The following is a 22,820-nucleotide window of genomic DNA, read 5'->3' on the forward strand; positions in this document are numbered from 1 at the left end:
AATATATGAATATTAATAAAATATGCTTGTGGATAAGTTTGATATGCCTCTACGAAAAACGCGGCGGATTGTGTGTAAAGGCCGTCTGAAAACCGTGTTTGATGTATAATCCGCCACTTGATTTTTATGATTGCCGTTTCAGACGGCCTCTGTTTGAACAGGCCGTCTGAAATCTTATTTAAAGAGAACAAAATGAATAAAAAACGCGTTTTAACCGGCGTAACCACCACCGGCATTCCACACTTAGGCAACTACGTCGGCGCTATCCGCCCCGCGATTGCAGCCTCGCATGCGCCGGATACCGAATCTTTCCTGTTTCTCGCCGATTACCACGGCATCATCAAATGCCATGATCCCGAGCTGATTCACGAATCCACCCAAGCCGTTGCCGCCACTTGGCTGGCTTGCGGTTTAGACCCCGAAAAAACCACATTTTACCGCCAGAGCGACATTCCCGAAATCATGGAATTGAACTGGATTCTGACCTGCATCACCGCCAAAGGCCTGATGAACCGCGCCCATGCCTACAAAGCGGCGGTGCAGGAAAATCTGGATAAAGGGCAGGAAGACCAAGACCACCAAATCGAAATGGGTTTGTACAGCTACCCGATTTTGATGAGCGCCGATATTTTGATGTTTAACGCGCAAGAAGTGCCGGTAGGCCGCGATCAAATCCAACACGTTGAAATGGCGCGCGATATTGCCGGCCGTTTCAACCACCGCTTTAAAGAAGTGTTTACGCTGCCCGAAGTGAAAATCGACGAAAACGTAGAATTGCTGGTGGGCTTGGACGGCCGTAAGATGAGCAAGAGCTACGGCAACACCATTCCGCTGTGGGAAAACGATAAGAAAACCCAAAAATCGGTGAATAAAATCATCACCAACTTAAAAGAGCCGGGCGAGCCGAAACAGCCAGACGAAAGCCCGTTGTTCGAGATTTACAAAGCCTTTGCCACAACTGCCGAAACCGCCGAATTCACGCGAATGCTGGCCGAAGGCTTGGCATGGGGCGAAGCCAAAAAAATGCTTGCCGCGAAAATCAATGCCGAATTGGCCGAACCGCGCGAACGCTACAATGCCTTAACCGCCAACCCCGCGCAGATCGAAGATATTTTGCAGGCAGGCGCACAAAAAGCCCGGAAACAGGCGCGCGTGCTGCTTGATCAAGTGCGCGATGCCGTGGGTATCCGGGCTTTGAAATAAGGTTTGAAACGAAAAGGCGTTGAACCTGAGTTTGGCGAAGGGATTATTCGTCTTCAGGCTCGGGTTTGATGTCTTCCAAATGCAGCCTTTTGTTTTCGATTTCACAGTCGCTTAAGGGATGGTCGGAATAAGTAACCAAATCATCTACCGAATCTTCAATAATCAGTTCGCGTTCTTCGGCTTCCATTTCTTCCGCAGGCGTGAGGTCGAATGTGCTGTCTTGTTGGGTAGGTTTCATATGGATTCCTTTCTTGCGGTTCGTTTGGGTGGGTAAGTGTTCAGACGGCTTCATTCTAAACCGTATCAGGCCGTCTGAAAAAACATTTATCGCATTTTGATGTTGTTTTACCGCTGATATATTGTTTTAAATAAGGTTGGAATGGGTTTATAACCGTTTCCGTTAACACCCTCGGCCGTCTGAATGTGTGTTTGTTTTTCAAAAAGTTTTTTAAAGAAGGAATGATGATGAAGCCTCAAACCGTGCTCGATTTTTGGTTCGACGAACAAAACCGGCCTTATTGGTTTAGTGGAAACGATGAATTCGACGCGCAAATCCGCAGCCGCTTTGCCGATATTTGGCAGCAAGCCGTGTATTCCGAATTGGACGGCTGGCGGGAAACCCTGCACGGACGGCTGGCCGAAATCATTGTGCTCGACCAGTTTTCGCGCAATCTGTTCCGCAACAGCCCGATTGCTTTCGCACAAGACAATATGGCGGTGGCATTGGCTCAGGAAGCCGTGCGCCAGCCCGGTTTTGAAGAAATGGAGCCTTCCGAACGCCACTTTATGCTGATGCCGCTGATGCACAGCGAAAGCCGTGCGATTCACGAACAGGCGTTGGCATGGTTTGAACGCTATACCACACCCCATGCGCTTGAATTTGAAATCAAACATAAAGTGATTATCGACCGCTTCGGCCGCTACCCGCACCGCAATGCCGTTTTAGGTCGGGAAAGCACCGAAGAAGAAATCGCCTTTCTGCAAGAGCCGGGATCATCGTTTTAACCACAACTAATTGAGACCTTTGCCATCCCCCGTTTGCAGCGGACCGAGCAGAAACGTTGCGCAGAGAGGGCTTTGTAAAGGTTTCCGGCTGTTCCGCATGATGAAATGTGCGGGCAGGATAAACCGTCAACCAGCAATTTATCAGGAGTATTCATGACTAAAATCGCTCTCGTTATCGGCAGTTTGAGCCGCAAATCCATCAACCGCGCAGTTGCAGAACACATTACCGCCCAAGCGCCCGAAGGTGTGGAAATCGAAGAAGTAAACATCGGTGATCTGCCGCTTTATACCCAAGACCTCGACGGCGAGAACGTACCGGCTTACGAGCGCGTGCGTGCCCAGCTGAAAGCCGCCGATGCCGTGCTGATGGTCAGCCCCGAACATAACCGCACCATGCCGGCGGCTCTGAAAAACCTCATCGACATCGCTTCGCGCCCCAGCGGTCAAAGCGTATGGGCAGGCAAAAAAGTGGCTGTTGCCACCGCTTCGCCCGGCAGTTACGGCGGCATCAATGCGGCCTTGCACATCCGCCAAAGTTTGCAGGCGATGGGCGCGGATGTGCTGATTGCGCCCGAAGTATTTCTCAGCCGTGCATCCGCTGCGTTGGATAACGGCAAAGTGGCAGACGAACGCACGGCAGGCTTCTTAAATAAATTCGCCGCCGCGTTTTATGCTTGGGCGGCAAAATAAAACCGAAAACACCGCCGGTAACGGCGGACATCGGTGTTTTACGGGTTGCTTTACTTTGTGGGCGGAACAGCTGAACCATGATAGGCCGCATTTTACGCATTGTTTTTTTAGTCGCCTTGCTTAGCTTGGTGGTTAACCGCTTATTTAACCGCAAACATAAACGGGCAGTACACGAGACAGTGCAAACCGGAGCGTGGGTGCTGCTGGCAGCATCTGCGTTGGCTTTGGGCTGGTATGTGTTGGCGGCAGGTTGAAGTTTGAGACACCATATAGCAAATAAACTTATTTTTGATGCAAAACGGCAAGCCGTGCGACGCCGTAGCAATGAAGTTTATTGGCGATAACCAACCGCCGTCTGAAATGTTCAGACGGCCGGTTGGTTATCGCAAAACCGCTTATCTGCGGCTTGCTGTTTCCATCAAAAATAAGTGGATTGTCATATAGGATATGCTTGAACTCGTTCACATCCGAAGGTTTTGCAAAGGTCTTTTCGGGTTACACCACTCCGTTTTGTTTGTTTTCCAAAATTTCCCAGCGTTCCAATTTTTCCAGCAGCAGCATTTCGATTTCTTCCGCACGCGTTTGCAATGCACCGGCTTGTTCGTAGTCCTTAAAGACTTCGGGGTCGGAAAGGCGGGTATTGATTTCTGCCTGTTCGGCTTCAAGCGCAGCGATTTCTTCGGGAAGGGCTTCAAGCTCGCGCTGCTCTTTGTAGGAGAGTTTTACGGTGCGGTTGGCTTTGGGTTTGCTCTTTTCGGCGGCAGGTTCTGCGGATTTTTGCTCTGAGGCCGTCTGAATTGATTGTTCGCGTTTTTTGGCATCGAGATAGTCTTCATAACCGCCGATATATTCTTTCAGACGGCCTTCTCCCTCAAACACAATGCTTTGCGTGATCACGTTGTCTAAAAACATCCGGTCGTGGCTGACCAAGAATACCGTGCCTTGATAATCGCGCAGTAATTCTTCGAGCAATTCCTGAGTTTCGATATCCAAGTCGTTGGTCGGTTCGTCGAGCACGAGAATGTTGGCCGGACGGGTAAACAGTTTGGCCAACAGCAGGCGGTTGCGTTCGCCGCCGGACAGCGACGATACAGGGCTTTGGGCGCGGGCGGGGTGGAAAAGGAAGTCTTCCAAATAGCTCATCACATGCTTTTTTTTGCCGCCGACTTCCACATAATCGTTGCCTTGGCCGAGGGTGTAAAACACGGTGTCGTTTTCGTTCAGCGCGCTGCGAAACTGGTCGAAATACGCGACTTCCTGTTTGCTGCCCAAACGGATTCTGCCGTAAGTGGGTTGCAGCTCGCCCAAAATCAGCTTCAGAAAAGTGGTTTTACCGATGCCGTTGGGGCCGATAAGGCCGATTTTGTCGCCGCGCTGGATCACGGTGGAGAATTTGTCCATGATGATTTTGTCGCCGTATTGAAACGAAGCGTGTTCGAGTTCGGCGATGATTTTGCCGCTTTTTTCACCGGCATCCAGTTTGAAGTTGACCTGTCCTTGGCGTTCGCGGCGGGCGGCGCGCTGTTTGCGCAGTTCTTCCAAGCGTTTGACGCGGCCTTCGTTGCGGGTGCGTCGGGCTTCGATGCCTTTGCGTATCCATGCTTCTTCTTGGGCGTGAAATTTGTCGAACAGGCGGTTGTGCTCGGCTTCAACGGCTAATTCTTCGGCTTTTTTCTCGCTGTATTTGGAAAAGCTGCCGGGGTAGGAGCGCAGTATGCCGCGGTCTAATTCGACGATGCGGTTGGCGATATTGTCGAGAAAGCGGCGGTCGTGGGTGATGACGACGATGCTGCCGGAAAATTGCTGTAAAAGGTTTTCCAGCCACAGAATCGCGTCGATATCGAGATGGTTGGTCGGCTCGTCGAGCAGCAATACATCGGGCTTCTGCACCCATGCTTGGGCTAAGGCCAGCCGTTTTTTCTGGCCGCCGGAAAGGTTGGCGATGGTTTCGTTTTCGGGCAAGCCGATTTCACTGATGGTTTGCTTGATGGCGGCATCGAACTGCCAGCCGTTTTGCGTTTCTAATTCGGTTTGCAGTTCGTGCAGCTCTTTCAGCAAGGCTGCGTTTTCGCCGTTTTCGAGTTGCTGGCTGACATGATGGTAGCGGCGCAAGATATCGCGCAGGCTGCCCAGCCCGTCGGCCACTACATCGAATACGGTGGCTTGCGGGTCGAAAAACGATTCTTGCGGCACATAAACGGTTTTCAGGCCGTTTTGTAGGATGAGTTGGCCGTCATCTGCTTTTTGCACACCGGCAAGAATTTTCAGAAAAGAGGATTTGCCCGCACCGTTGCGGCCGATCAAGCCGATTTTTTCGCCGCTGTCGAGTTGGAAAGAGGCTTTGTCTAAAAGGGCAACGTGGCCGACGGCAAAGGAAAGGTTTTCTGCTTGCAGGATGTTCATAATATCGGGTGTGCAAAAATGGGTTATTTTAACTGATTTTGGCAAACGAGGCCGTCTGAAATGGTTTTCAGACGGCCTCATCTCATCGGCGGGAAGGTTTACAGCAACACTTTTTCAATACCGCCGTTATTGGCTTTTTCGACAAACTCGTTTTGCCAGTTGTCGCCGAGGATGTGTTTCGCCATCTCCACCACGATGTAGTCGGCGGGCATGGCGTTGTCGTCGGTGTAGCGGCTCAAACCTTGCAGGCAGGCGGGGCAGGAGGTGAGCATTTTGACCGGCTCGCCCTGCGGCAGCTGCTTGAGGTTTTTCTCGATTTCTTCCTGCTTGCGGAATTTGACCTGTGTGGCGATGTCGGGCCGTTTGACGGCAAACATGCCCGATTCGCCGCAGCAGCGGTCGCTCAACACCACTTCTTTGCCCATCAATTCGCTGGTCATTTTGGTGGCGTTCATGGTTTTGATGGGGCTGTGGCAGGGGTCGTGGTAGAGATACTGCTGACCCGTAATGCCGTCGAGCTTGATGCCTTTTTCCAATAAAAACTCATGAATATCAATGATGCGGCAGCCGGGGAAAATGTCTTCGAAGCGGTATTTTTCCAGCTGGTCGTAACAAGTGCCGCAGCTTACCACCACGGTTTTGATGTCGAGGTAGTTTAAGGTGTTGGCCAAGCGGTGGAAGAGCACGCGGTTTTCGGTGGTCATCTGTTCGGCTTTGTCTTTGTTGCCGCCTGCGTCTTGCGGATAGCCGCAGCAGAGGTAGCCCGGCGGCAGCACGGTTTGTACGCCGGCATGCCAGAGCATCGCTTGCGTAGCCAGTCCGACTTGGCTGAACAGCCGCTCGGAGCCGCAGCCGGGGAAGTAGAACACGGCTTCGCTGTCTTCGGAAAGCTGCGGGTTGCGGATAATCGGCACGGTTTTGTTGTCTTCGATGTTCAACCAAGCGCGCGCGGTTTTAATCGGCACATGGCGCGGCAGCGGGCGGTTGATGAAATGCACCACCTGCTCTTTAATCGGCGAGCCGCCCGTGGTGGCTTTGGGGGCTTTTTTCAGACGGCCTGCACCGATATGGGCTTTCTTTCCCCAGTTGTATGCCATATTCTGAAATTTGAAACCGGCTTCCACCACGCCTTTGCGCAATACTTGGATGGTGCGCGGATCTTTGGCGTTGAGGAAGGCCATGCCGGCGGCGACGGCGGGGTTGAACTTGCGTTTGCCGGCTTTGCGCAGATAATTGCGGATGGCTACGGTTACGTCGCCGAAGTCGATGTTGACGGGGCAGGGCTTCACGCAGCGGTGGCACACGGTGCAGTGGTCGCCGAGGTCGTTTAATTCGTCGAAGTGGCGCAGCGATACACCGCGGCGGGTTTGTTCTTCGTATAAAAACGCTTCGGTTAGCAAGCCGACACCGAGGATTTTGTTGCGCGGGCTATACAGCAGGTTGGCGCGCGGCACATGGGTGCTGCATACGGGTTTGCACTTGCCGCAGCGCAGGCAGTCTTTCACCGATTCGGCGATGGTGCCGAGGTCGGACTGCTCCATAATCAGCGATTCCACGCCGAGCAGCTCAAATGAAGGCGTGTAGGCGTTGCGCAAGTCGGAGCCGCGCATGAGTTTGTGGCGGTTGAAGCGGCCTTGCGGATCGACTTTGGCTTTGTAGTCCCAGAAGGGCTGCATTTCTTCGTCGGTGAGAAATTCGAGCTTGGTGATGCCGATACCGTGTTCGCCGGAAATCACGCCGTTGAGGCTGCGGGCGATTTTCATGATGCGTTCCACCGCTTTATGGGCGGTTTGCAGCATGTCGTAATCGTCTGAATTCACGGGAATATTGGTATGGACGTTGCCGTCGCCCGCGTGCATGTGCAGGGCGACGAACACGCGTCCGCGCACCACGCGGCTGTGAATCTTGGCCAAACCTTCCATGATTTTGGTGTCGGCCTTGCCGCTGAAGATTTCAGACAGGGGTTTCATCACGTCGGCTTTAATCGACACGCGCAGGCGGAAATCGCGGAAGGCGATGAAGCAGCTTTCTTCATCTTTGGCTTCGGGCGCGGCGTGGACGACATGGCCGTAGCGTTGTTTGTATTCGCCCAAAGGCGCGTCGAGGTTGCTAAGCAGCCATTCCCAGCGCTCTTTCACGGCGGAAACGTGTTGGAGCGCGTGTTTGGCGCGTTCGCCCAACAATTCGCTGCTGGGCAGGTCGGTGCCCATTTTGTCCACCGGCAGGTTGCCTTGCAGATATTGGATTAAGGCTTCACACAAGGCGAGTTTGTTTTTAATCGACAGTTCGATGTTAATGCGCTCGATGCCGTCTGAATACTCGCCCAAACGCTCCAGTGGAATCACCACGTCTTCATTGATTTTAAAGGCATTGGTGTGCTTGGCGATGGCGGCGGTGCGGCTGCGGTCGAGCCAGAAGGTTTTGCGTGCTTCGGGAGTAACGGCGATAAAGCCTTCGCCGTCGCGGGCTTGCGCCAGTTTGACGATATGCTCGGCCGCTTCGATAACGGCGGCTTCATCGTCGCTCACGATGTCGGCAATCAGCACCATTTTCGGGCGGCCTTTGCCTGCCGCTTTGGTGGCATAGCCGACCGCGCGCACATAACGCCAGTCGAGATGTTCCAAGCCCGCCAGCTGTACCTGTTCGTGGCCGAGCAGATAATCGCGGATTTCTACGATAGACGGCGTGGCGTTGGCAACGGTGCCGAAAAACTCCAAACAAATGGTGCGGATGTGTTTCGGCATGGTGTGCAGCACGAAGGCCACGCTGGTGATGATGCCGTCGGTGCCTTCTTTTTGCACGCCGGGCAGGCCGCTGAGGAATTTGTCGGTAACGTCTTTGCCGAGGCCGACTTTGCGGAATTGGCGACCGGGGATTTCCAAGCGTTCGGTTTTAACGATGTTGAGGCCGTCTGAATCTAAAGTATGCACATCGAAAACAGCGGTTTCTTCGTCGTGGATTTTGCCGAAGTTGTGGCGCACACGCTCGATTTTCAGCCATTCGCCTTGCGGGTTGACCATTTTCCAGTAGGCAAGATTGTCCAATGCCGTACCCCATAACACGGCTTTTTTGCCGCCTGCGTTCATGGCCACGTTGCCACCCACGCAGGAAGCATCGGCGGAAGTCGGGTCAACCGCAAACACGAGTTTGTTGGCCGTGGCGGTTTCTTCCACCCGCCGCGTTACCACGCCCGCGCCGCAATGGATAATCGGGTGTTTGCCTTCCAAGCCGGGCAGTTCCACATATTCCACGCCGTTGTGTTTGTCGAGTTTTTCGGTGTTGATGACCGCGCTCATGGCATCGAGCGGCACCGCGCCGCCGGTATAGCCCGTGCCGCCGCCGCGCGGAATGATGGTTAAATCAAGTTCGATTAAAGCTTTTACCAAAGGTGCGATTTCGTCTTCGGTGTCGGGGTTGATGACCACAAACGGATATTCCACGCGCCAGTCGGTAGCGTCGGTAACATGCACCACGCGGGCGAGGCCGTCGAACATGATGTTGTGTTTTTTGGTGATTTTGGACAGGCGCGCCAGAATCTGTTCACGCTTTCTGCGGGTGCTTTCAAAGCTTTCGTCGAAACGCTGAACCGCCGCTTCTGCCGCCTGCAACAGTTCGGATACCTGTTCGTTGTTGTCGCGGCGTTTTTGGATTTCGTTTAAGCGGTGGCGCATTTCTTTCACCAAAGCCTCGCGGCGGTTGGGATGCTCGAGCAGGTCGTCCACCAGATAGGGGTTGCGGGTAACGACCCAAATATCGCCCAATACTTCAAAAAGCATCCGTGCCGAACGGCCGGTTCTGCGTTGGCCGCGCAAGTCCTGTAATACGTTCCACGCTTCCGAACCCAGCAGGCGGACGACGATTTCGCGGTCGGAATAAGATGTGTAGTTATAGGGGATTTCGCGTATGCGTTGCTGTGTGGCTGTGGTCATGGCGGGCGGTTCCGTATCATTCTTTTTTAAACTGTGCGGCAAGCGTAAGTTTTTTATCCGTAACAGTTTATTTTTTATTTAAGGATTCAGACGGCCCGAATCAGGCCGTCTGAAAAAAATGTTCATGTAACAAAATCGTAATTTAATGTAATTCCGATTGTTTTTCAATGGAAAAATATGGCTGAACATTATGCAGCGCGTTCATAAAGACGGCATTTTTGTCGACAATTGCGGTATTTTTGTGCGCCTCAGGCAACAGGCTATTGGTATTTTCACACAAAGCGGCTATAATGCACGACTTACGGCGGGTCTCCCCGCATGGTAATTCGGAACAACGGGTCAGGGGCGGAAGCCAGCAGCCCACTCTGATGCGCCAGTGCCGGGGGTTGGGCTCGCCACCCTTTACCAAACACCGACGGCTTGTCTGAGCCGTCGGTGTTTTACTTTTCAGACGGCTTTAAGAGCAAGGCTCGGCCTGTTACTTTTACAGATTGAGTAGATGCCGTCTGAATGTTTTGTTTTTATTGGGAATATCTGCCATGTCGGTTAACCATTATGAAAACTTCCCCGTCGGGTCTTTGGTATTGCCCCGTCGTTTGCGAAAACCGGTTCATGCCGTTTACGCTTTCGCCCGCACGGCAGACGATATGGCCGATGAAGGCGATGTGCCGGATGATGTGCGCTTGCAGCAGCTGGACGGACTGCGGCAGGAATTAGACAGAATTTCACGCGGTGAAACACCCGAAACCGATTTGATGCGCCGTTTGCAGCGGGAAGTGCTCCAGCCGTTCGGCGTGCCCTTGCAGCCGTTTTACGATCTGCTTTCCGCTTTCAGCCAAGACGTAGTGAAAAAGCGTTACCAGCATTTCGGCGAACTGGTAGATTATGCCCGCCGCTCTGCCAATCCCGTCGGCCGGATTCTGCTGCATCTTTACGGTGTGACAGATGAACGCAGCATCGCCCAAAGCGACGGCATCTGTACGGCTTTGCAACTGATCAATTTTTGGCAGGATGTGGCGGTCGATTGGCAGAAAGGGCGGGTGTATATTCCGCAGCAGGATTTGGAAAAATTCGGCGTCAGCGAAGCACAAATCGCAGAGGGTAAGGCCGATTTCGCTTTCCAGCGGCTGATGGCGCACCAATGCACCCGCGCCCATCAAATGCTGAAAGCCGGTTCTCCGTTGGCAAAAACTTTGAAAGGGCGCATCGGTTTTGAGTTGCGTATGATCATTCTCGGCGGCCAACAGATTTTGAACAAGCTCGACGCAAACCGCTACGATGTGTTCAACCACCGCCCTAAATTGGAAGCGGCCGACTGGTGGAAGATCGTGAAACGGGCGGTGTTGAAAAAGTGATGCCGTGTTTGATGTTTATTGATTGAATTGAGGCCGTCTGAAAAGTTGTTTTCAGACGGCTTCAGTTTTTAAAGATGATTATTTTTAAGAGTGTTTTTTCAGAATTTCTTTAATTATTCTGGTTGCGGTTGGAATGGCTTGAGCCGAGACGGAAACGATATTTGTTTTCAAAAAATCAATCGCATAATCTTTTACAGACTCCCAAGCTCCGCCTGCAAATTCTTTAATGGTATCCCAAATGCCTTTTTCGGCTTTTATCTGCATGGTTTCGTTTTTTACCTCATCCTTTGCCTCTCTTAGAACCGCATATTTTTTGTCTTTAGGCAATACCTCTACGATTAAATCCATAAGCGGCAGCAGATTGTATTTTTCTTCTGCCGATACGGAACTGATGGATTTGGCTGAAATATCAAATGCTTTGCTAATCTCCTTTTCCTTTTCCAAAATGTTTTTACATTGTTTTTCTCCGGGTTGGTTTTTTCCCGTATCCCACTCACGCACGGGGTTGATTTTATCTACTTGATTAATTACAAATATTACAGGGCAGCGTTCCGCATGAGGCTTGAGAATTTCTTTATAGGCTTTTTCGGCTACAGTATAAGCTCGGTCGTCGGCTTTGATTACCCAAAGTACCAAATCCAATTCAGGCATTAGGTTTTTATATAATTCGAAATATTCTACGTCCCGTTCGATCCCTTCCCCTACCCCGGGAACGTCAATTAATTTAATTCCTTTTCCGTTACCGTTTGAGATAAACAGCACCTGAGGGTTTCTTGTACAGGCTGCCACATCGCTTACTTCAGCCATATCGCTACCAAATAAAGCGTTACAAAGTGATGATTTTCCCACGCCTGTAACGCCGAATACGCCGATTTTGGGCGTATAGTTGCGCATTTCGTTGACTTTGTTGCGAATGGCTTCTTTCAATTTATGTAACTCATCGTGGTTGAGGTGTGTTTGATTGGATTCAGACATGTTTTAAAGTCCCTTAAAATAAATAGTTAAATTATTTTTACTCTTTCATTGAGTAATTTCTGGAATATACAACACCATAACTATCAATGTAAATGTAAAAATTACAAAAAATGCCATTCATTGAGTAAACAGCTTTAAAGGTTTCAGAATGGCACGATTTGTAGCAGCAGAAGTTGATGCAGCTATCGGCAAACGGATACAGCAGCGTCGGAAGGAAACGGGTTTGAGTGCGGAAGAGTTAGCCGAGAAAATAGGTGTGTCGCAGCAACAGTTTTCACGCTATGAACGGGGGGCAACCAAAATCAATATTGCTCATCTAGTGAATATCGCAGTCATTTTGGATACGCCGATAAGTTGGTTTTTTGCAGACAGCCAAGCAGAAAACCTTACTTTTTCACAGGAAAAAATTTATGTGACGGTGAAAGACGATGAGTTGAAGTCACGTTTGGATTATCATTGGAGCCGATTAAACAGCGAACAGAAACGCCATTTGATTAATTTTTTAGATTCCATCACAAAATAAAGTTTTTCTCTGCTTGTTGCTTGTATAGTTAACCCATTTAATTTTTTAATAAAAGGTAGCAAGCCTCAGACAGTAAAGATAGTAAGGCAAAGCGCAGCAATGTCGTAGTAAAATTTAAGTTGATCGACTATATATATTCAATATATTCAGGCCGTCTGAAAGCTCGTGTAGTTTGTTTTCAGACGGCCTGAGACCTTTCACTTTCGCGAAAGATACGGAGTATAATCCCGCGATATTTTCCCGCTTCATCTTTTATGACCACTCAAACCCACCGCATCAACCACGAACCCGCTTTTCTGCTCACCGCCAAGCCGTGGCGGGAGAGCAGTTTGTGGGTGGAATTGTTCAGCCGCAGTTACGGGCGGGTGGCTGTGCTGGCACGCAGCGCACGCACGCGCCAGAGCGAATTGCGCGGCGTGCTGGTGCCGTTTGTGCCGATGAGTGCCTCGTGGTATGGTTCGCAGGAACTGAAAACCCTGCACCGTGCCGAATGGCTGGGCGGTTGGCGGCAGCCGCAGGGCAGGGCGCTGTTTAGCGGTTTGTATGTAAACGAACTGGTGTATAAACTTACCGCCCGCGAAGATCCGCATCCTGCCCTTTACGATGCGCTGCATGCCGTGATGCAGACGATTGCCAACGAAGCCAACCATGTTGCCGCTTTGCGCCGCTTTGAATGGACGTTGTTAACCGAACTCGGTTTCGCCCCTGATTTGCAGCAAGACGAACACGGCGGGGCGGTTACTGCGGATCGCCGCTACTGGCTGCGCCCCGAACACGCGCCGCTGCCGTTTGAAGAAGCAGGCGGTTTGCCGCCCGGCGAAGTGCAGGGCGTGGCGGTGGACGGCAGCAGCTTAATCCAATTGCGCAGTGGCAGCTTCGAAAGCGGCGAGAGTTTGCAGCAGGCACTCAAACTTACCCGCATGCTGATTGACTTCCGCCTGCCCGAAGGCATCAAATCGCGGCAGGTATTGCAGCAGATGCAGCAGTTTCAGACGGCCTGATTTGAGACGGCAAACAGGCCGTCTGAACAGACAAAACACGAAAGGATTTCCCATGTTGTTAGGCGTAAACATCGACCACGTTGCCACCCTGCGCAATGCACGCGGCACCATTTACCCCAGCCCGCTCGAAGCCGCGCTGATTGCCGAAACCCACGGTGCCGACCTGATTACCCTGCATTTGCGCGAAGACCGCCGCCATATCAAAGATGCCGATGTGTTTGCCATCAAACAGGCCATCCGCACGCGCATGAATCTGGAAATGGCCTTAACGGAAGAAATGCTGGAAAACGCTTTGCAGGTGATGCCCGAAGACGTGTGTATCGTGCCGGAACGCCGCGAAGAAGTCACCACCGAAGGCGGATTGGACGTGTTGGCGCAGCAAAAGAAAATCGCCGAATTTACCAAAACGCTTACCGATGCCGGCATCCGTGTTTCGCTGTTTATTGATGCCGACGAAGCCCAAATTCAGGCGGCGCGTGATGTCGGTGCGCCCGTGATCGAACTGCACACCGGCGCATATGCTGATGCAGAAACGCCGCAAGAGCGTCAGGCGCAATTGCTGCGGATTGAAGAAGGCGCGAATTTCGGCAGCGATTTGGGTTTGGTGGTTAACGCAGGCCACGGCCTGACCATTCATAACGTCGGCCCGATTGCCAAAATTCTGGCCATTCACGAACTGAACATCGGTCATTCGTTGATGGCGCAGGCAATTTTTATCGGCCTGCCCGAAGCCATCCGCCAGATGAAGGAAGTGATGTTCAGAGCACGCTCGCTGCCTTATTAATCAAGACTGATTCAGGCCGTCTGAAATAACCATTCAAAGGAAACGCCATGATTTACGGAGTCGGTACCGACATCGTTGCCCTGAGCCGCATCGAAAAACTGCATAAAAAATACGGACAAACCTTTGCCGAACGCCTGCTCAGCCGTGTAGAGATGCTCGAATATCCGCAGGCGGTGCGTCCGGTAAATTTTCTGGCCAAACGCTTTGCCGCCAAAGAAGCTTTTGCCAAAGCCGTCGGCACCGGCATCCGCTCGCCCGTCAGCCTGCGCAACATCGGCATCGGCCATGACGCATTGGGCAAACCCGAGTTCCATTGCGAACCCGAACTGCAAAAATGGCTGAAAGAAAAAGGCATCAAGCGCGTGCATCTGAGCATGAGCGACGAAGAAGACAAAGTGCTGGCTTTTGTGGTAGCGGAGAAATAACACCTTTATCCATTTTATTTTCAGACGGCCTCTTCCATACGCAGGCCGTCTGAAACCCGATTGCAAACTCAACTCGAAACAAGGAAACGCAACATGAGCAATTCAGTGATTACCGTAATCGGCAAAGACCGCGTCGGCATCGTGTACGACGTGTCTAAACTGCTTGCCGAAAACCAAATCAACATCCTCAACATCAGCCAACAACTGATGGACGACTTTTTTACCATGATTATTTTGGTGGACACGGCAAAATGCCCGAAATCACGTCAGGAAATGCTGGACCTGTTTGCAGAAGAGAGCAAAAAACTCGCGCTCGACATCCGTATGCAAAACGAAGAAATTTTCAACGCCATGCACCGCATTTAAAGGATTGAAACCATGACAACCAGCATTCAATCCAGCGAAATATTAGAAACCGTGCGCATGGTGGCCGACCAGAATTTCGACGTGCGCACCATCACCATCGGCATCGACCTGCACGACTGCATCAGCGCCGACATCAACATTCTCAACCAAAACATCTACAACAAAATCACCCGCATCGGCAAAGATTTGGTGAAGACCGCGCAATACCTTTCCGCCAAATACGGCGTGCCGATTGTGAACCAGCGCATTTCCGTTACGCCCATCGCCCAAATCGCCGCCGCAACCAAAGCCGATTCGTATGTGAGCATCGCCCAAACGTTAGATAAAGCCGCCAAAGACATCGGCGTGTCGTTTATCGGCGGCTTTTCCGCGTTGGTGCAAAAAGGCATGTCGCCGTCGGACGAAGTGCTGATCCGCTCCATTCCCGAAGCCATGAAAACTACTGATATCGTGTGCAGTTCCGTCAATATCGGCAGCACGCGCGCCGGCATCAACATGGACGCGGTAAAACTGGCGGGCGAAATCATTAAAGAAACCGCCGAAATCACGCCCGAAGGCTTCGGTTGTGCCAAAATCGTCGTTTTCTGCAACGCCGTCGAAGACAACCCCTTTATGGCCGGCGCGTTTCACGGTGCTGGCGAAGCCGATGCGATTATCAACGTCGGCGTATCAGGCCCCGGCGTGGTTAAAGCCGCTTTGGAAAACGCTCAAGTCGAAACGCTTACCGAAGTGGCCGAAGTGGTGAAAAAAACCGCTTTTAAAATCACCCGCGTCGGCGAATTGATCGGACACGAAGCTGGCAAAATGCTCGGCATTCCGTTCGGCATTCTCGATTTGTCGCTGGCACCCACGCCTGCCGTAGGCGATTCGGTAGCCCGCATCCTCGAAGAAATGGGCTTAAGCGTGTGCGGTACCCACGGCACCACCGCCGCCTTAGCCTTGCTGAACGATGCCGTGAAAAAAGGCGGCATGATGGCCTCCAGCGCTGTCGGCGGCTTGAGCGGCGCGTTCATCCCCGTTTCCGAAGACGAAGGCATGATTGCCGCTGCCGAATCGGGCGTGCTGACTTTGGACAAACTCGAAGCCATGACCGCCGTCTGCTCCGTCGGCTTGGATATGGTAGCCGTGCCGGGCACGACTTCTGCCGCCACTATTTCCGGCATCATTGCCGACGAAGCCGCCATCGGCATGATCAACAGCAAAACCACCGCCGTGCGCATTATCCCCGTGCCGGGCAAAGACGTGGGTGACAGCGTAGAATTCGGCGGCCTGCTCGGGTACGCACCCATCATGCCCGTGAAAGAAGGCTCGTGCGAAGTGTTCGTTAACCGCGGCGGACGTATTCCCGCTCCGGTGCAGTCGATGAAGAATTGATTGGTTTGTATGGGTTAAGAGGCCGTCTGAAAATATTTTCAGACGGTTTTTTTCAGACGGCCTCTCCCAATATCGTAAGAGTAAGTTGCTAAAAGCAAACAAAAAAAAATTCCTCTCATCCTTGATAGTACGAGAGGAATTCGCTTTTATAAAGATTTCGGCTTTAACGCATAAGAAAAAAGATTCGGTAATTTTCTTAAGCGCGTTTGCGGAATTCGCCGGTGCGGGTGTCGATTTCGATTTTGTCGCCGTTTTCAACGTAGGCCATTACTTGGATTTCGGTGCCGCCAACCAAACGCGCGGTTTTCATCACTTTGCCTGAGGTGTCGCCTTTAACGGCCGGCTCGGTGTATTCCACTTCGCGCACGATGATGGTGGGCAGTTCTACGGAAATCGGGTTGCCTTCGTAGAAAGTTACTTCGCATACGTCTTCCATGCCGTCAACGATGAATTTCAATGCGTCGCCGATGTTTTCGGCTTCGATTTCGTATTGGTTGAACTCTTCGTCCATGAATACATACATGGGGTCGGCAAAGTAGCTGTATGTGCAGTTTTTGCGGGCCAGAATCACGACGTCGAATTTGTCGTCGGCTTTGTAGATGGTTTCGGTGGCTGCGCCGGTCAGCAGGTTTTTCAGTTTCATGCTGACTTTGGCAGAGCTGCGGCCGCCTTTGATGTATTCGGTTTTTTGTACCACCATCGGGTCGTTGCCGACCATAAATACGTTACCTGCGCGCAGTTCTTGTGCGGTTTTCATGTTGTGTTTCCAATCTTTGATTCGGTAAAAATAAACGCGTTATTTTAGCGGTGTTCGATAAATTTGGCTAGTTTTTCGATGGCTGAGGGTTGTCGGAAAAGCCTGTTTTTCCAATCCGCCGCACTTTGTTGCCACAGATCAGCACATTGTTGCAGGGTTTGCCATGCGGCGAGGCGTAGTTCGGCTGTAAGTGCGGTTGCGCCGTTCAGTTCGTCCGACAGGGCTTGGTGAGCGATTTGAATGTTTTGGGGATAATCGGCATAGGCTTTGTGCCAAAAGGCGTGCAGTTTGTCGATATGCACGGATTCTTCCTGCGGATAAATATGCCAGAAAAAGGGTTTGGCGGCGAATTGGGCGCGCACGAAGCTGTCTTCGCCGCGGATGATGAGGCCGTCTGAAAGGTGCAGCAGGCGGTCGAAATCGCTTTGGGGAATAAACGGTATCTTAACCAGCTTAACCGAGGCCGTCTGAAAAACGCTGCCGTTTTCGATTAAGGCATTTTGCGGTATGGCTTCGGCGGTTTTCAGGCTGTCGATAATCTGGCCGCCTGCTAACAGCAGGGTAAGCGGCTGCCCGGCTTGCTGCCACATGGTCAGCCATTCGGCCCAAACGGGGCTGTGATAGCCGAACAGCAGCCATTCGGGGGCGGTTTTCGCGGGGAGTTGCAAGGTTTTGCGGAACGTATGTTCGTTGAAAAGGCGGCGTGTTTCGTAGTCTTGTTCGCGCAAGAGGCCGCCGCTCCGTTCTCCGAAGCCCATAAACCAAAAATATTTTTGCAGCCCGTCGGCTTGGGGCGAGGGCAGGGCGTGGAGTTTTTCGTTACTGTCTTCGGCGCTGAGGTATTCCCAATTCAGCCATAAGGGGCGGTATCGGCGGATAACTGCCAAAACATCGGGCGGTAAATCGCAGGCGAAGGTTTCGATAACGATATGCGGCGGCGGGGCGTTATCCAAGCCGTCGGTACGCTTTGCCTGCCATGTTTGTATAGTGATGTGCTGATGGGTGCAGGGCGTAGCGGGTAAATCGGGGCAAAGGGCGCGCAAGGCGGCGGCATCGTCCGCCCATAAATGCACCTGCAAGGCCAGTTCGCGGGTGAGCATTTGTGCCAGCCGCCACGACACGCCGACATCGCCGAAGTTATCGATAACATTACAAAACAACCAGCAAATTTTGGGGGAAGTATTTTCAGACGGCATGGTTTCTCGGTTAAGGCTTTGACTGGCTGGAGATTATAGCTTGAAAAGCTTTTGTCAAGCATTTTTATGTTTTTATCCACACTGTTTTTCAGTTGGGCGGTGTGTGCCTGTGTGGGATGCTTGACAACTTGAAAACTATTGTAACTTGATGATATATAGTGATTTTTATAAAAGGCTTATTTTTTGTGCAACACTATGGAAAGCCTGATTTTTCGGGAAAAAGACGGGTATTTCACATATTGTCCACAAAGTTATCCACATCTTTTGTGAGTAAGCGGCAAAGCATTGACGGCACTTGGATTTAGCGTTTTGTCATGATAAAAAGCGGTGGAAATTTTTTGATATTTTTGAGTATGGGCGGTGGCTTGGAAAATAATTTTCAGCAGTAAAGAGCATGTAAAAAACGGTTTTCAGACGGCCTTTATAATCGTTCTCTTCGGGCTAAGGCACAGCAACGCTTTAACAGAAACACAGTTTATTTGCTATACGGCGGGTTTACGCTTTGCCCTGCATGTTGTGGTGTTCGATTTCAAAACCGCTGTTTCGATAGGCGCGGAAGCGTTCGCGGGCTTCGGCCAACTCCTCCAAACTACTGCCGACGATTTCCAACACCCGCGCAGGCGGCACCGGCGCGTCGCACCAAAAATCGGGCGCAAGATTCAGCACCACCAAACCGCTTTCCGTTTCGGGCAGGGTGTTGCCGTAAGCCAGCACCACAGGCACATTTTGCGGGCAGGTCTGACCGGTTTCCCATATTTCGTGAGGCAGGAAACTAGCCGACTCGAACTGCCATAAGTTGATATCCAAGCGCGTAACGGCTTCGGGCGAATCCGCCCACACCAACACGCGGGAGCCGCTTTGCATGGCGCGGGCGGCCAAACGGCAGGTGAAGGCGTAGGGGTTGCCGACATGGGTATAGAATGTTGCTTTAGGCATGTTGGTCTTTCGGGTTCGGTTGCGCTGTGTTTTTTCAGCCGGCCTGAAGTGTCGTATGGGTATGTTTGATATAGATGGGAAATGCGGTAAAGCCGGGTTGCGGCGGAAACAATAAGATGAGGCCGTCTGAAAGTGTTCAGACGGCCTTTGCCGTTATTTGGCTTCCAGCTTGCTTACACCGCCCATATAAGGTTGCAGGGCGGCGGGGATGTTGATGCTGCCGTCGGCGTTTTGGTGGTTTTCCAGCACGGCCACCAGCGTGCGGCCGACCGCCAAACCCGAGCCGTTTAAGGTGTGTACCAAACGGTTTTTGCCGTTTTCGTCTTTAAAGCGGGCTTTCATGCGGCGGGCTTGGAAGTCTTCGCAGTTGGAGCAGCTCGAAATTTCGCGGTAGGTGTTTTGTGCGGGCACCCATACTTCCAAATCGTAGGTTTTGGCCGCGCCGAAGCCCATATCGCCGGTGCACAGGGTAATCACGCGGTAGGGCAGTTCCAGCAGTTGCAGGATTTTTTCGGCGTGTCCTACCATTTCTTCGAGCGCATTGTAAGATTTTTCGGGGTGGACGATTTGCACCATTTCCACTTTGTCAAACTGGTGCTGGCGGATCAGGCCACGCACGTCTTTGCCGTATGAGCCGGCTTCGGAGCGGAAGCAGGGCGAATGCGCGGTCAGTTTAAGCGGCAGGCTTTCAGACGGCACGATGCTGTCGGCCACGGTGTTGGTGAGGGAAACTTCGGCGGTGGGAATCAGGTATTGCGTGGTTTTGGTTTCGTCGCCGCCGCGGGTAACGTGGAACAGGTCTTCGCCGAATTTCGGCAATTGGCCGGTGCCGAACAGGGTGCTGTCGTTGACGATATAGGGCGTGTAGCACTCGGTGTAACCGTGTTGCATGGTGTGTGTATCGAGCATGAATTGTGCCAAAGCGCGGTGCAGGCGGGCGATTTGGCCTTTCATCACGGTAAAGCGTGAGCCGGAAAGCTGTGCGCCGGTTTCAAAATCCAAGCCCAGCGGCGCGCCCAAATCAACGTGGTCTTTTACTTCGAAATCAAATGTGCGCGGTGTGCCGATTTTGCGCACTTCCACATTTTCGGTTTCGTCTTTTCCTACCGGCACGCTTTCGTGCGGCAGGTTGGGAATGCCGGCCAACCATGCTTCGAATTCGGTTTGGATGGCTTCGAGTTTGACGGCGTTTTGTTCGAGTTCGTTTTTGATATCGGCAACCTGCGCCATCACTTGTTCGGCTTCTTCGTGTTTGCCTTGCCCTTTGAGCATGCCGATTTTTTTCGATTCGCTGTTGCGGGCGGCCTGTAATTCTTCGGTGCGGACTTGCAGCTGTTTGCGTTGGTTTTCCAATGCTTCGAAACGCGCGGTGTCAAATTCGTAACCGCGTTCGGCCAAACGGGCGGCGACGGCGGCGGTGTGGTTGCGGAGTTGTTGGATGTCTAACATGGTTTCTCTCAAACAAAGTAAAAATCGGAATGGCCGTTATTGTAAACCAATTCAGGGTGTAGAGACCGTCTGAAAAACATTTTCAGACGGCCTGAGACCTTTGGGCTGTGTGTTTATCGAATCTGCATGAATGCTTATGCGTTTTCTTCTATCGGTAGCTCCAGTTGCGGATCAGGCGCGGGCGGTTTTTCTAAAAACTCGTTCACACCGCGTTCGCAGCGGGTTTTCTTTTCATTCAACGTGGCTTGCAGCAGGGCATCGTTGCGCGGCAGGGCGGCGCGTTCGGCTTCGTGGTGCCACAGATGGTAGGCGATGCCGGCGAATTTCAGATTGTGGCGCTTCATGCCGCTATGGTAGCAGCGGGCGACAAACTCGCTGTCTTCGCGCCCCCAGCCGACAAATTCGTTGTTGAAGCCGTTTACCGCTAACGCATCGTCGCGGAAAAAGCCCATGTTGCAGCTTTTAATGCCTTTGTGTTTGCGGTTGCCGCGTTTGCCGAGCAGCTTGGCGAGCTTGGTCAGACGCAGGGCGGACAGGCGTTTTTTCACACCGTTTGAGCTAAAAGACAGCTCCGGCAAAGGCAGGCCGGGTTGGTTTAATATGGCTTCGGTACGCTCTTTGCTGAGAATCACGCGCGAGCCTTGAATCAGACGGCCTTTTTTGGCCGCGGCGATGTGGTCGGCGATAAACGACGGATCGAGCACCATGTCGCCGTCGATAATAATCAGGTAATCCGAGGTGGCGGCGGCGATGGCGCGGTTGCGTGATTCGGCGGCGCGGAAGCCGTCGTCTTTCTGCCAAGTGTGTTTGACCGGCACGGGGCTGGCTTGGGTAAACTTACCCACCACTTCGGTGGTACGCCTGTCGGAACCGTCGTCGGCGATGATGATTTCCTGCGGCAGGCGGGTTTGCGCCAATGCCGATTTCAACACCAAAGCCAGCGCATCGGGGCGGTTGTAGGTGGTGATGATCAGCGACACGCTCATGTTGCGGTTGTGTTCGTAGAGCTTAACGTATTTATAGTACGAACCTTGTGCGTTAACCGAAGAAATAATCAAACCGTCGGCACCATACATAAAGCCGCGTTTGAGCAGATAGTTTTTAATAAAGGCTACTGCGCCGTGGAGCAAGCCTTTAAAAGGGGTGGCATCTTTTTTATAACGGTTTTCTTCGGCATAAAGGGTGCTGTAATGCTGCATTTTGTGAATCAGCCCTTCAACATTTTCATAAGAATAATGTTTCAGATGGCCGTTGAGCTTGCGCACGACGGTTTGGGGCGGAAGCACGATGCCTTCGTGTACTTTTCTGTCGGAAAAACCGGTGTGGGTGCGTTGGTAAAGTCGCGGCAAAATATCGGGATACCATGTGCAGCCTTTAATCAGGCGGCCGTTGTAGTGGTTGAGCCGCAAAAGGGTATAGACGGTTTGCGGGTCGTTGTGTTCAACCGCCCGGCGGATGCTTTCAATCAGCTCGGCATCGGGCACTTCGTCGCTGTCGATACTGAAAATCCAATTGTGTTTGGCCAACGACGCGGCGAGGTTTTTCATCGGGCCGAAGCCGATAAACTCGTGTTTGCACACGCGCACGTTGCCGAAGCGGGCGGCAATTTCAAGCGTGCGGTCGGTAGAGCCGTTGTCGAGCAGCAGCACTTCGTCGAAGTCGCTCAAAGCAGTGAGCACTTCTTGCAGATAGCGTTCGGAATTTTTAACCAGCATCACGGCACTGGCGGGGATTTTGTGTGTTTGCATAAATGGTTAGGGCAGGAAGAGCCGTTTGAGGCAAACGGTTTGAGTTATATTGGACATATAAGGTAAGGCCGTCTGAAAAGCATGGTAGCACGGTTTGCATACGGTTTTTTCAGAAAACGCTGAGTTTCCGATATTTTCGAGGGTTTGGCAAAGGTATTGGCTTTTTAGTTTATATCGTTTCAGACGATATATTGATTGTCGGCCGCATATCCCGCTTAGCGCAAAAACAGTATAATCACGTTTCGACATATGCTCGGCCGTCTGAATGTGCTTTCAGACGGCATTATTGATTATCAAGGAATACCATGAGAAAACCACAGCGCGGCTATGCCCGCCAAGACCGTGTTAAAGAACAGATTATGCGCGAAATGGCCGAACTGGTGCGCACCGGCCTGAAAGACCCGCGTGCAGGCTTTATTACCATTAACGAAGTGGACGTAACCCGTGATTACAGTCATGCCACGATTTACTACACCGTGCTTGACGACAGCACCCGTGAGATCACCGAAGATGCGCTCGAACATGCCAAAGGTTATCTGCGCACCGAATTATCCAAGCGCATCAAGCTGTTTAAAACACCCGAGCTGCATTTCAAGTATGACGAATCGCTCGAGCGCGGCATGAGCATTTCCCATCTTATCGATAAAGTTGTGGCAGAAAAGCCTGTTGAAGATTAATACGGCAGGCCGTCTGAACAGCCT

General features: G+C 51.9%; 21 protein-coding genes and 1 other RNA gene. 13 read left to right on the forward strand and 9 right to left on the reverse strand.

From position 1 onward, the window contains the following. Positions 1–192 precede the first annotated feature (192 nt). Entirely contained in the window at positions 193–1,203 is a 1,011-nt protein-coding gene (trpS, locus tag AKG43_RS09785; RefSeq protein WP_054600407.1) for a tryptophan--tRNA ligase, read from the forward strand. 43 nt (positions 1,204–1,246) lie between these two features. Here trpS and AKG43_RS09790 read toward each other — a convergent pair whose 3' ends face one another. After that, positions 1,247–1,441: a hypothetical protein gene (locus AKG43_RS09790; protein ID WP_004284309.1), complete on the reverse strand. Its 195-nt coding sequence runs from the start codon at positions 1,439–1,441 to the stop codon at positions 1,247–1,249. Between the two features lie 227 nt (positions 1,442–1,668). On the opposite strand from AKG43_RS09790, the gene AKG43_RS09795 reads away from it, so the two are divergent. The 3 genes from AKG43_RS09795 (at position 1,669) to AKG43_RS12985 (ending at position 3,152) form a co-directional block, all read left to right on the forward strand. After that, a complete protein-coding gene (locus AKG43_RS09795; protein ID WP_193777298.1) occupies positions 1,669–2,208 on the forward strand; it encodes a DUF924 family protein in 540 nt (179 codons plus the stop codon). Between the two features lie 153 nt (positions 2,209–2,361). Beyond that, positions 2,362–2,898 carry an NADPH-dependent FMN reductase gene (locus AKG43_RS09800; protein WP_054600385.1) on the forward strand — a complete coding sequence of 179 codons (537 nt, stop codon included), beginning with the start codon at positions 2,362–2,364 and terminating at the stop codon, positions 2,896–2,898. A 77-nt stretch (positions 2,899–2,975) separates the two neighbouring features. Further along, positions 2,976–3,152: a hypothetical protein gene (locus AKG43_RS12985; RefSeq protein WP_054600386.1), complete on the forward strand. Its 177-nt coding sequence runs from the start codon at positions 2,976–2,978 to the stop codon at positions 3,150–3,152. 241 nt (positions 3,153–3,393) lie between these two features. On the opposite strand, the gene AKG43_RS09810 is transcribed toward AKG43_RS12985, so the two are convergent. Together AKG43_RS09810 and AKG43_RS09815 are read right to left on the reverse strand one after the other, a co-directional pair. Continuing rightward, positions 3,394–5,301: an ATP-binding cassette domain-containing protein gene (locus AKG43_RS09810; protein WP_054600387.1), complete on the reverse strand. Its 1,908-nt coding sequence runs from the start codon at positions 5,299–5,301 to the stop codon at positions 3,394–3,396. 98 nt (positions 5,302–5,399) lie between these two features. Then, a complete protein-coding gene (locus AKG43_RS09815) occupies positions 5,400–9,230 on the reverse strand; it encodes a DUF3683 domain-containing protein (protein ID WP_054600388.1) in 3,831 nt (1,276 codons plus the stop codon). 303 nt (positions 9,231–9,533) lie between these two features. Here AKG43_RS09815 and ffs point away from each other — a divergent pair. Continuing rightward, an RNA gene (ffs, locus tag AKG43_RS12485) (signal recognition particle sRNA small type) lies at positions 9,534–9,630 on the forward strand. Between the two features lie 139 nt (positions 9,631–9,769). Continuing rightward, positions 9,770–10,585 (forward strand): squalene synthase HpnC, encoded by an 816-nt coding sequence (gene hpnC / locus AKG43_RS09820; protein ID WP_054600389.1) that lies wholly within the window; start codon positions 9,770–9,772, stop codon positions 10,583–10,585. 84 nt (positions 10,586–10,669) lie between these two features. Here hpnC and AKG43_RS09825 read toward each other — a convergent pair whose 3' ends face one another. Then, positions 10,670–11,560 carry a GTPase family protein gene (locus AKG43_RS09825; protein ID WP_054600390.1) on the reverse strand — a complete coding sequence of 297 codons (891 nt, stop codon included), beginning with the start codon at positions 11,558–11,560 and terminating at the stop codon, positions 10,670–10,672. Between the two features lie 148 nt (positions 11,561–11,708). Here AKG43_RS09825 and AKG43_RS13600 point away from each other — a divergent pair, with 148 nt between their 5' ends. The 6 genes from AKG43_RS13600 to AKG43_RS09855 all read left to right on the forward strand — a co-directional run bounded on the left by AKG43_RS13600 (position 11,709) and on the right by AKG43_RS09855 (position 16,033). Continuing rightward, positions 11,709–12,083 (forward strand): helix-turn-helix domain-containing protein, encoded by a 375-nt coding sequence (locus AKG43_RS13600; protein ID WP_054600391.1) that lies wholly within the window; start codon positions 11,709–11,711, stop codon positions 12,081–12,083. A gap of 254 nt (positions 12,084–12,337) precedes the next feature. Beyond that, positions 12,338–13,084 carry a DNA repair protein RecO gene (gene recO, locus AKG43_RS09835; protein ID WP_054600392.1) on the forward strand — a complete coding sequence of 249 codons (747 nt, stop codon included), beginning with the start codon at positions 12,338–12,340 and terminating at the stop codon, positions 13,082–13,084. Positions 13,085–13,136: 52 nt separating this feature from the next. Continuing rightward, positions 13,137–13,868, forward strand: coding sequence for a pyridoxine 5'-phosphate synthase (gene pdxJ / locus AKG43_RS09840; RefSeq protein WP_054600393.1), 732 nt, complete (start codon positions 13,137–13,139; stop codon positions 13,866–13,868). Between the two features lie 47 nt (positions 13,869–13,915). Next, on the forward strand, positions 13,916–14,293 hold the full coding sequence (gene acpS, locus AKG43_RS09845; RefSeq protein WP_054600394.1) for a holo-ACP synthase: 378 nt from the start codon (positions 13,916–13,918) through the stop codon (positions 14,291–14,293). A gap of 93 nt (positions 14,294–14,386) precedes the next feature. Beyond that, positions 14,387–14,659, forward strand: a complete 273-nt coding sequence (locus AKG43_RS09850) for an ACT domain-containing protein (protein WP_054600395.1) — start codon at positions 14,387–14,389, stop codon at positions 14,657–14,659. Between the two features lie 12 nt (positions 14,660–14,671). Next, positions 14,672–16,033: a PFL family protein gene (locus AKG43_RS09855; RefSeq protein ID WP_054600396.1), complete on the forward strand. Its 1,362-nt coding sequence runs from the start codon at positions 14,672–14,674 to the stop codon at positions 16,031–16,033. A 196-nt stretch (positions 16,034–16,229) separates the two neighbouring features. On the opposite strand, the gene efp is transcribed toward AKG43_RS09855, so the two are convergent. From efp to AKG43_RS09880, 5 genes are all read right to left on the reverse strand, one after another. After that, positions 16,230–16,790, reverse strand: coding sequence for an elongation factor P (gene efp, locus AKG43_RS09860; RefSeq protein WP_054600397.1), 561 nt, complete (start codon positions 16,788–16,790; stop codon positions 16,230–16,232). A gap of 44 nt (positions 16,791–16,834) precedes the next feature. After that, positions 16,835–17,986, reverse strand: coding sequence for an elongation factor P maturation arginine rhamnosyltransferase EarP (gene earP, locus AKG43_RS09865; protein ID WP_054600398.1), 1,152 nt, complete (start codon positions 17,984–17,986; stop codon positions 16,835–16,837). Between the two features lie 495 nt (positions 17,987–18,481). Beyond that, positions 18,482–18,922: a DNA polymerase III subunit chi gene (locus AKG43_RS09870; RefSeq protein ID WP_054600399.1), complete on the reverse strand. Its 441-nt coding sequence runs from the start codon at positions 18,920–18,922 to the stop codon at positions 18,482–18,484. A 153-nt stretch (positions 18,923–19,075) separates the two neighbouring features. Then, on the reverse strand, positions 19,076–20,371 hold the full coding sequence (gene serS, locus AKG43_RS09875; protein ID WP_054600400.1) for a serine--tRNA ligase: 1,296 nt from the start codon (positions 20,369–20,371) through the stop codon (positions 19,076–19,078). A gap of 134 nt (positions 20,372–20,505) precedes the next feature. After that, the gene (locus AKG43_RS09880; protein WP_054600401.1) at positions 20,506–22,119 is read right to left on the reverse strand and encodes a glycosyltransferase; all 1,614 of its coding nucleotides are present in this window, start codon (positions 22,117–22,119) and stop codon (positions 20,506–20,508) included. Positions 22,120–22,424: 305 nt separating this feature from the next. Between AKG43_RS09880 and rbfA the strand changes: the two genes are divergently transcribed. Then, positions 22,425–22,796, forward strand: coding sequence for a 30S ribosome-binding factor RbfA (gene rbfA / locus AKG43_RS09885; RefSeq protein WP_054600402.1), 372 nt, complete (start codon positions 22,425–22,427; stop codon positions 22,794–22,796). The last annotated feature ends 24 nt before the right edge of the window (positions 22,797–22,820 follow it).

This window comes from Neisseria sp. 74A18 (assembly GCF_001308005.1).
GTDB lineage: Bacteria > Pseudomonadota > Gammaproteobacteria > Burkholderiales > Neisseriaceae > Neisseria > Neisseria dumasiana.

What these genes read in the sequence shown, in the direction of transcription:
- trpS (WP_054600407.1), top strand. Translation starts at nt 193, where the DNA reads ATGAATAAAAAACGCGTTTTAACCGGCGTAACCACCACCGGCATTCCA.
- AKG43_RS09790 (WP_004284309.1), bottom strand. Translation starts at nt 1,441, where the DNA reads ATGAAACCTACCCAACAAGACAGCACATTCGACCTCACGCCTGCGGAA.
- AKG43_RS09795 (WP_193777298.1), top strand. Translation starts at nt 1,669, where the DNA reads ATGAAGCCTCAAACCGTGCTCGATTTTTGGTTCGACGAACAAAACCGG.
- AKG43_RS09800 (WP_054600385.1), top strand. Translation starts at nt 2,362, where the DNA reads ATGACTAAAATCGCTCTCGTTATCGGCAGTTTGAGCCGCAAATCCATC.
- AKG43_RS12985 (WP_054600386.1), top strand. Translation starts at nt 2,976, where the DNA reads ATGATAGGCCGCATTTTACGCATTGTTTTTTTAGTCGCCTTGCTTAGC.
- AKG43_RS09810 (WP_054600387.1), bottom strand. Translation starts at nt 5,301, where the DNA reads ATGAACATCCTGCAAGCAGAAAACCTTTCCTTTGCCGTCGGCCACGTT.
- AKG43_RS09815 (WP_054600388.1), bottom strand. Translation starts at nt 9,230, where the DNA reads ATGACCACAGCCACACAGCAACGCATACGCGAAATCCCCTATAACTAC.
- hpnC (WP_054600389.1), top strand. Translation starts at nt 9,770, where the DNA reads ATGTCGGTTAACCATTATGAAAACTTCCCCGTCGGGTCTTTGGTATTG.
- AKG43_RS09825 (WP_054600390.1), bottom strand. Translation starts at nt 11,560, where the DNA reads ATGTCTGAATCCAATCAAACACACCTCAACCACGATGAGTTACATAAA.
- AKG43_RS13600 (WP_054600391.1), top strand. Translation starts at nt 11,709, where the DNA reads ATGGCACGATTTGTAGCAGCAGAAGTTGATGCAGCTATCGGCAAACGG.
- recO (WP_054600392.1), top strand. Translation starts at nt 12,338, where the DNA reads ATGACCACTCAAACCCACCGCATCAACCACGAACCCGCTTTTCTGCTC.
- pdxJ (WP_054600393.1), top strand. Translation starts at nt 13,137, where the DNA reads ATGTTGTTAGGCGTAAACATCGACCACGTTGCCACCCTGCGCAATGCA.
- acpS (WP_054600394.1), top strand. Translation starts at nt 13,916, where the DNA reads ATGATTTACGGAGTCGGTACCGACATCGTTGCCCTGAGCCGCATCGAA.
- AKG43_RS09850 (WP_054600395.1), top strand. Translation starts at nt 14,387, where the DNA reads ATGAGCAATTCAGTGATTACCGTAATCGGCAAAGACCGCGTCGGCATC.
- AKG43_RS09855 (WP_054600396.1), top strand. Translation starts at nt 14,672, where the DNA reads ATGACAACCAGCATTCAATCCAGCGAAATATTAGAAACCGTGCGCATG.
- efp (WP_054600397.1), bottom strand. Translation starts at nt 16,790, where the DNA reads ATGAAAACCGCACAAGAACTGCGCGCAGGTAACGTATTTATGGTCGGC.
- earP (WP_054600398.1), bottom strand. Translation starts at nt 17,986, where the DNA reads ATGCCGTCTGAAAATACTTCCCCCAAAATTTGCTGGTTGTTTTGTAAT.
- AKG43_RS09870 (WP_054600399.1), bottom strand. Translation starts at nt 18,922, where the DNA reads ATGCCTAAAGCAACATTCTATACCCATGTCGGCAACCCCTACGCCTTC.
- serS (WP_054600400.1), bottom strand. Translation starts at nt 20,371, where the DNA reads ATGTTAGACATCCAACAACTCCGCAACCACACCGCCGCCGTCGCCGCC.
- AKG43_RS09880 (WP_054600401.1), bottom strand. Translation starts at nt 22,119, where the DNA reads ATGCAAACACACAAAATCCCCGCCAGTGCCGTGATGCTGGTTAAAAAT.
- rbfA (WP_054600402.1), top strand. Translation starts at nt 22,425, where the DNA reads ATGAGAAAACCACAGCGCGGCTATGCCCGCCAAGACCGTGTTAAAGAA.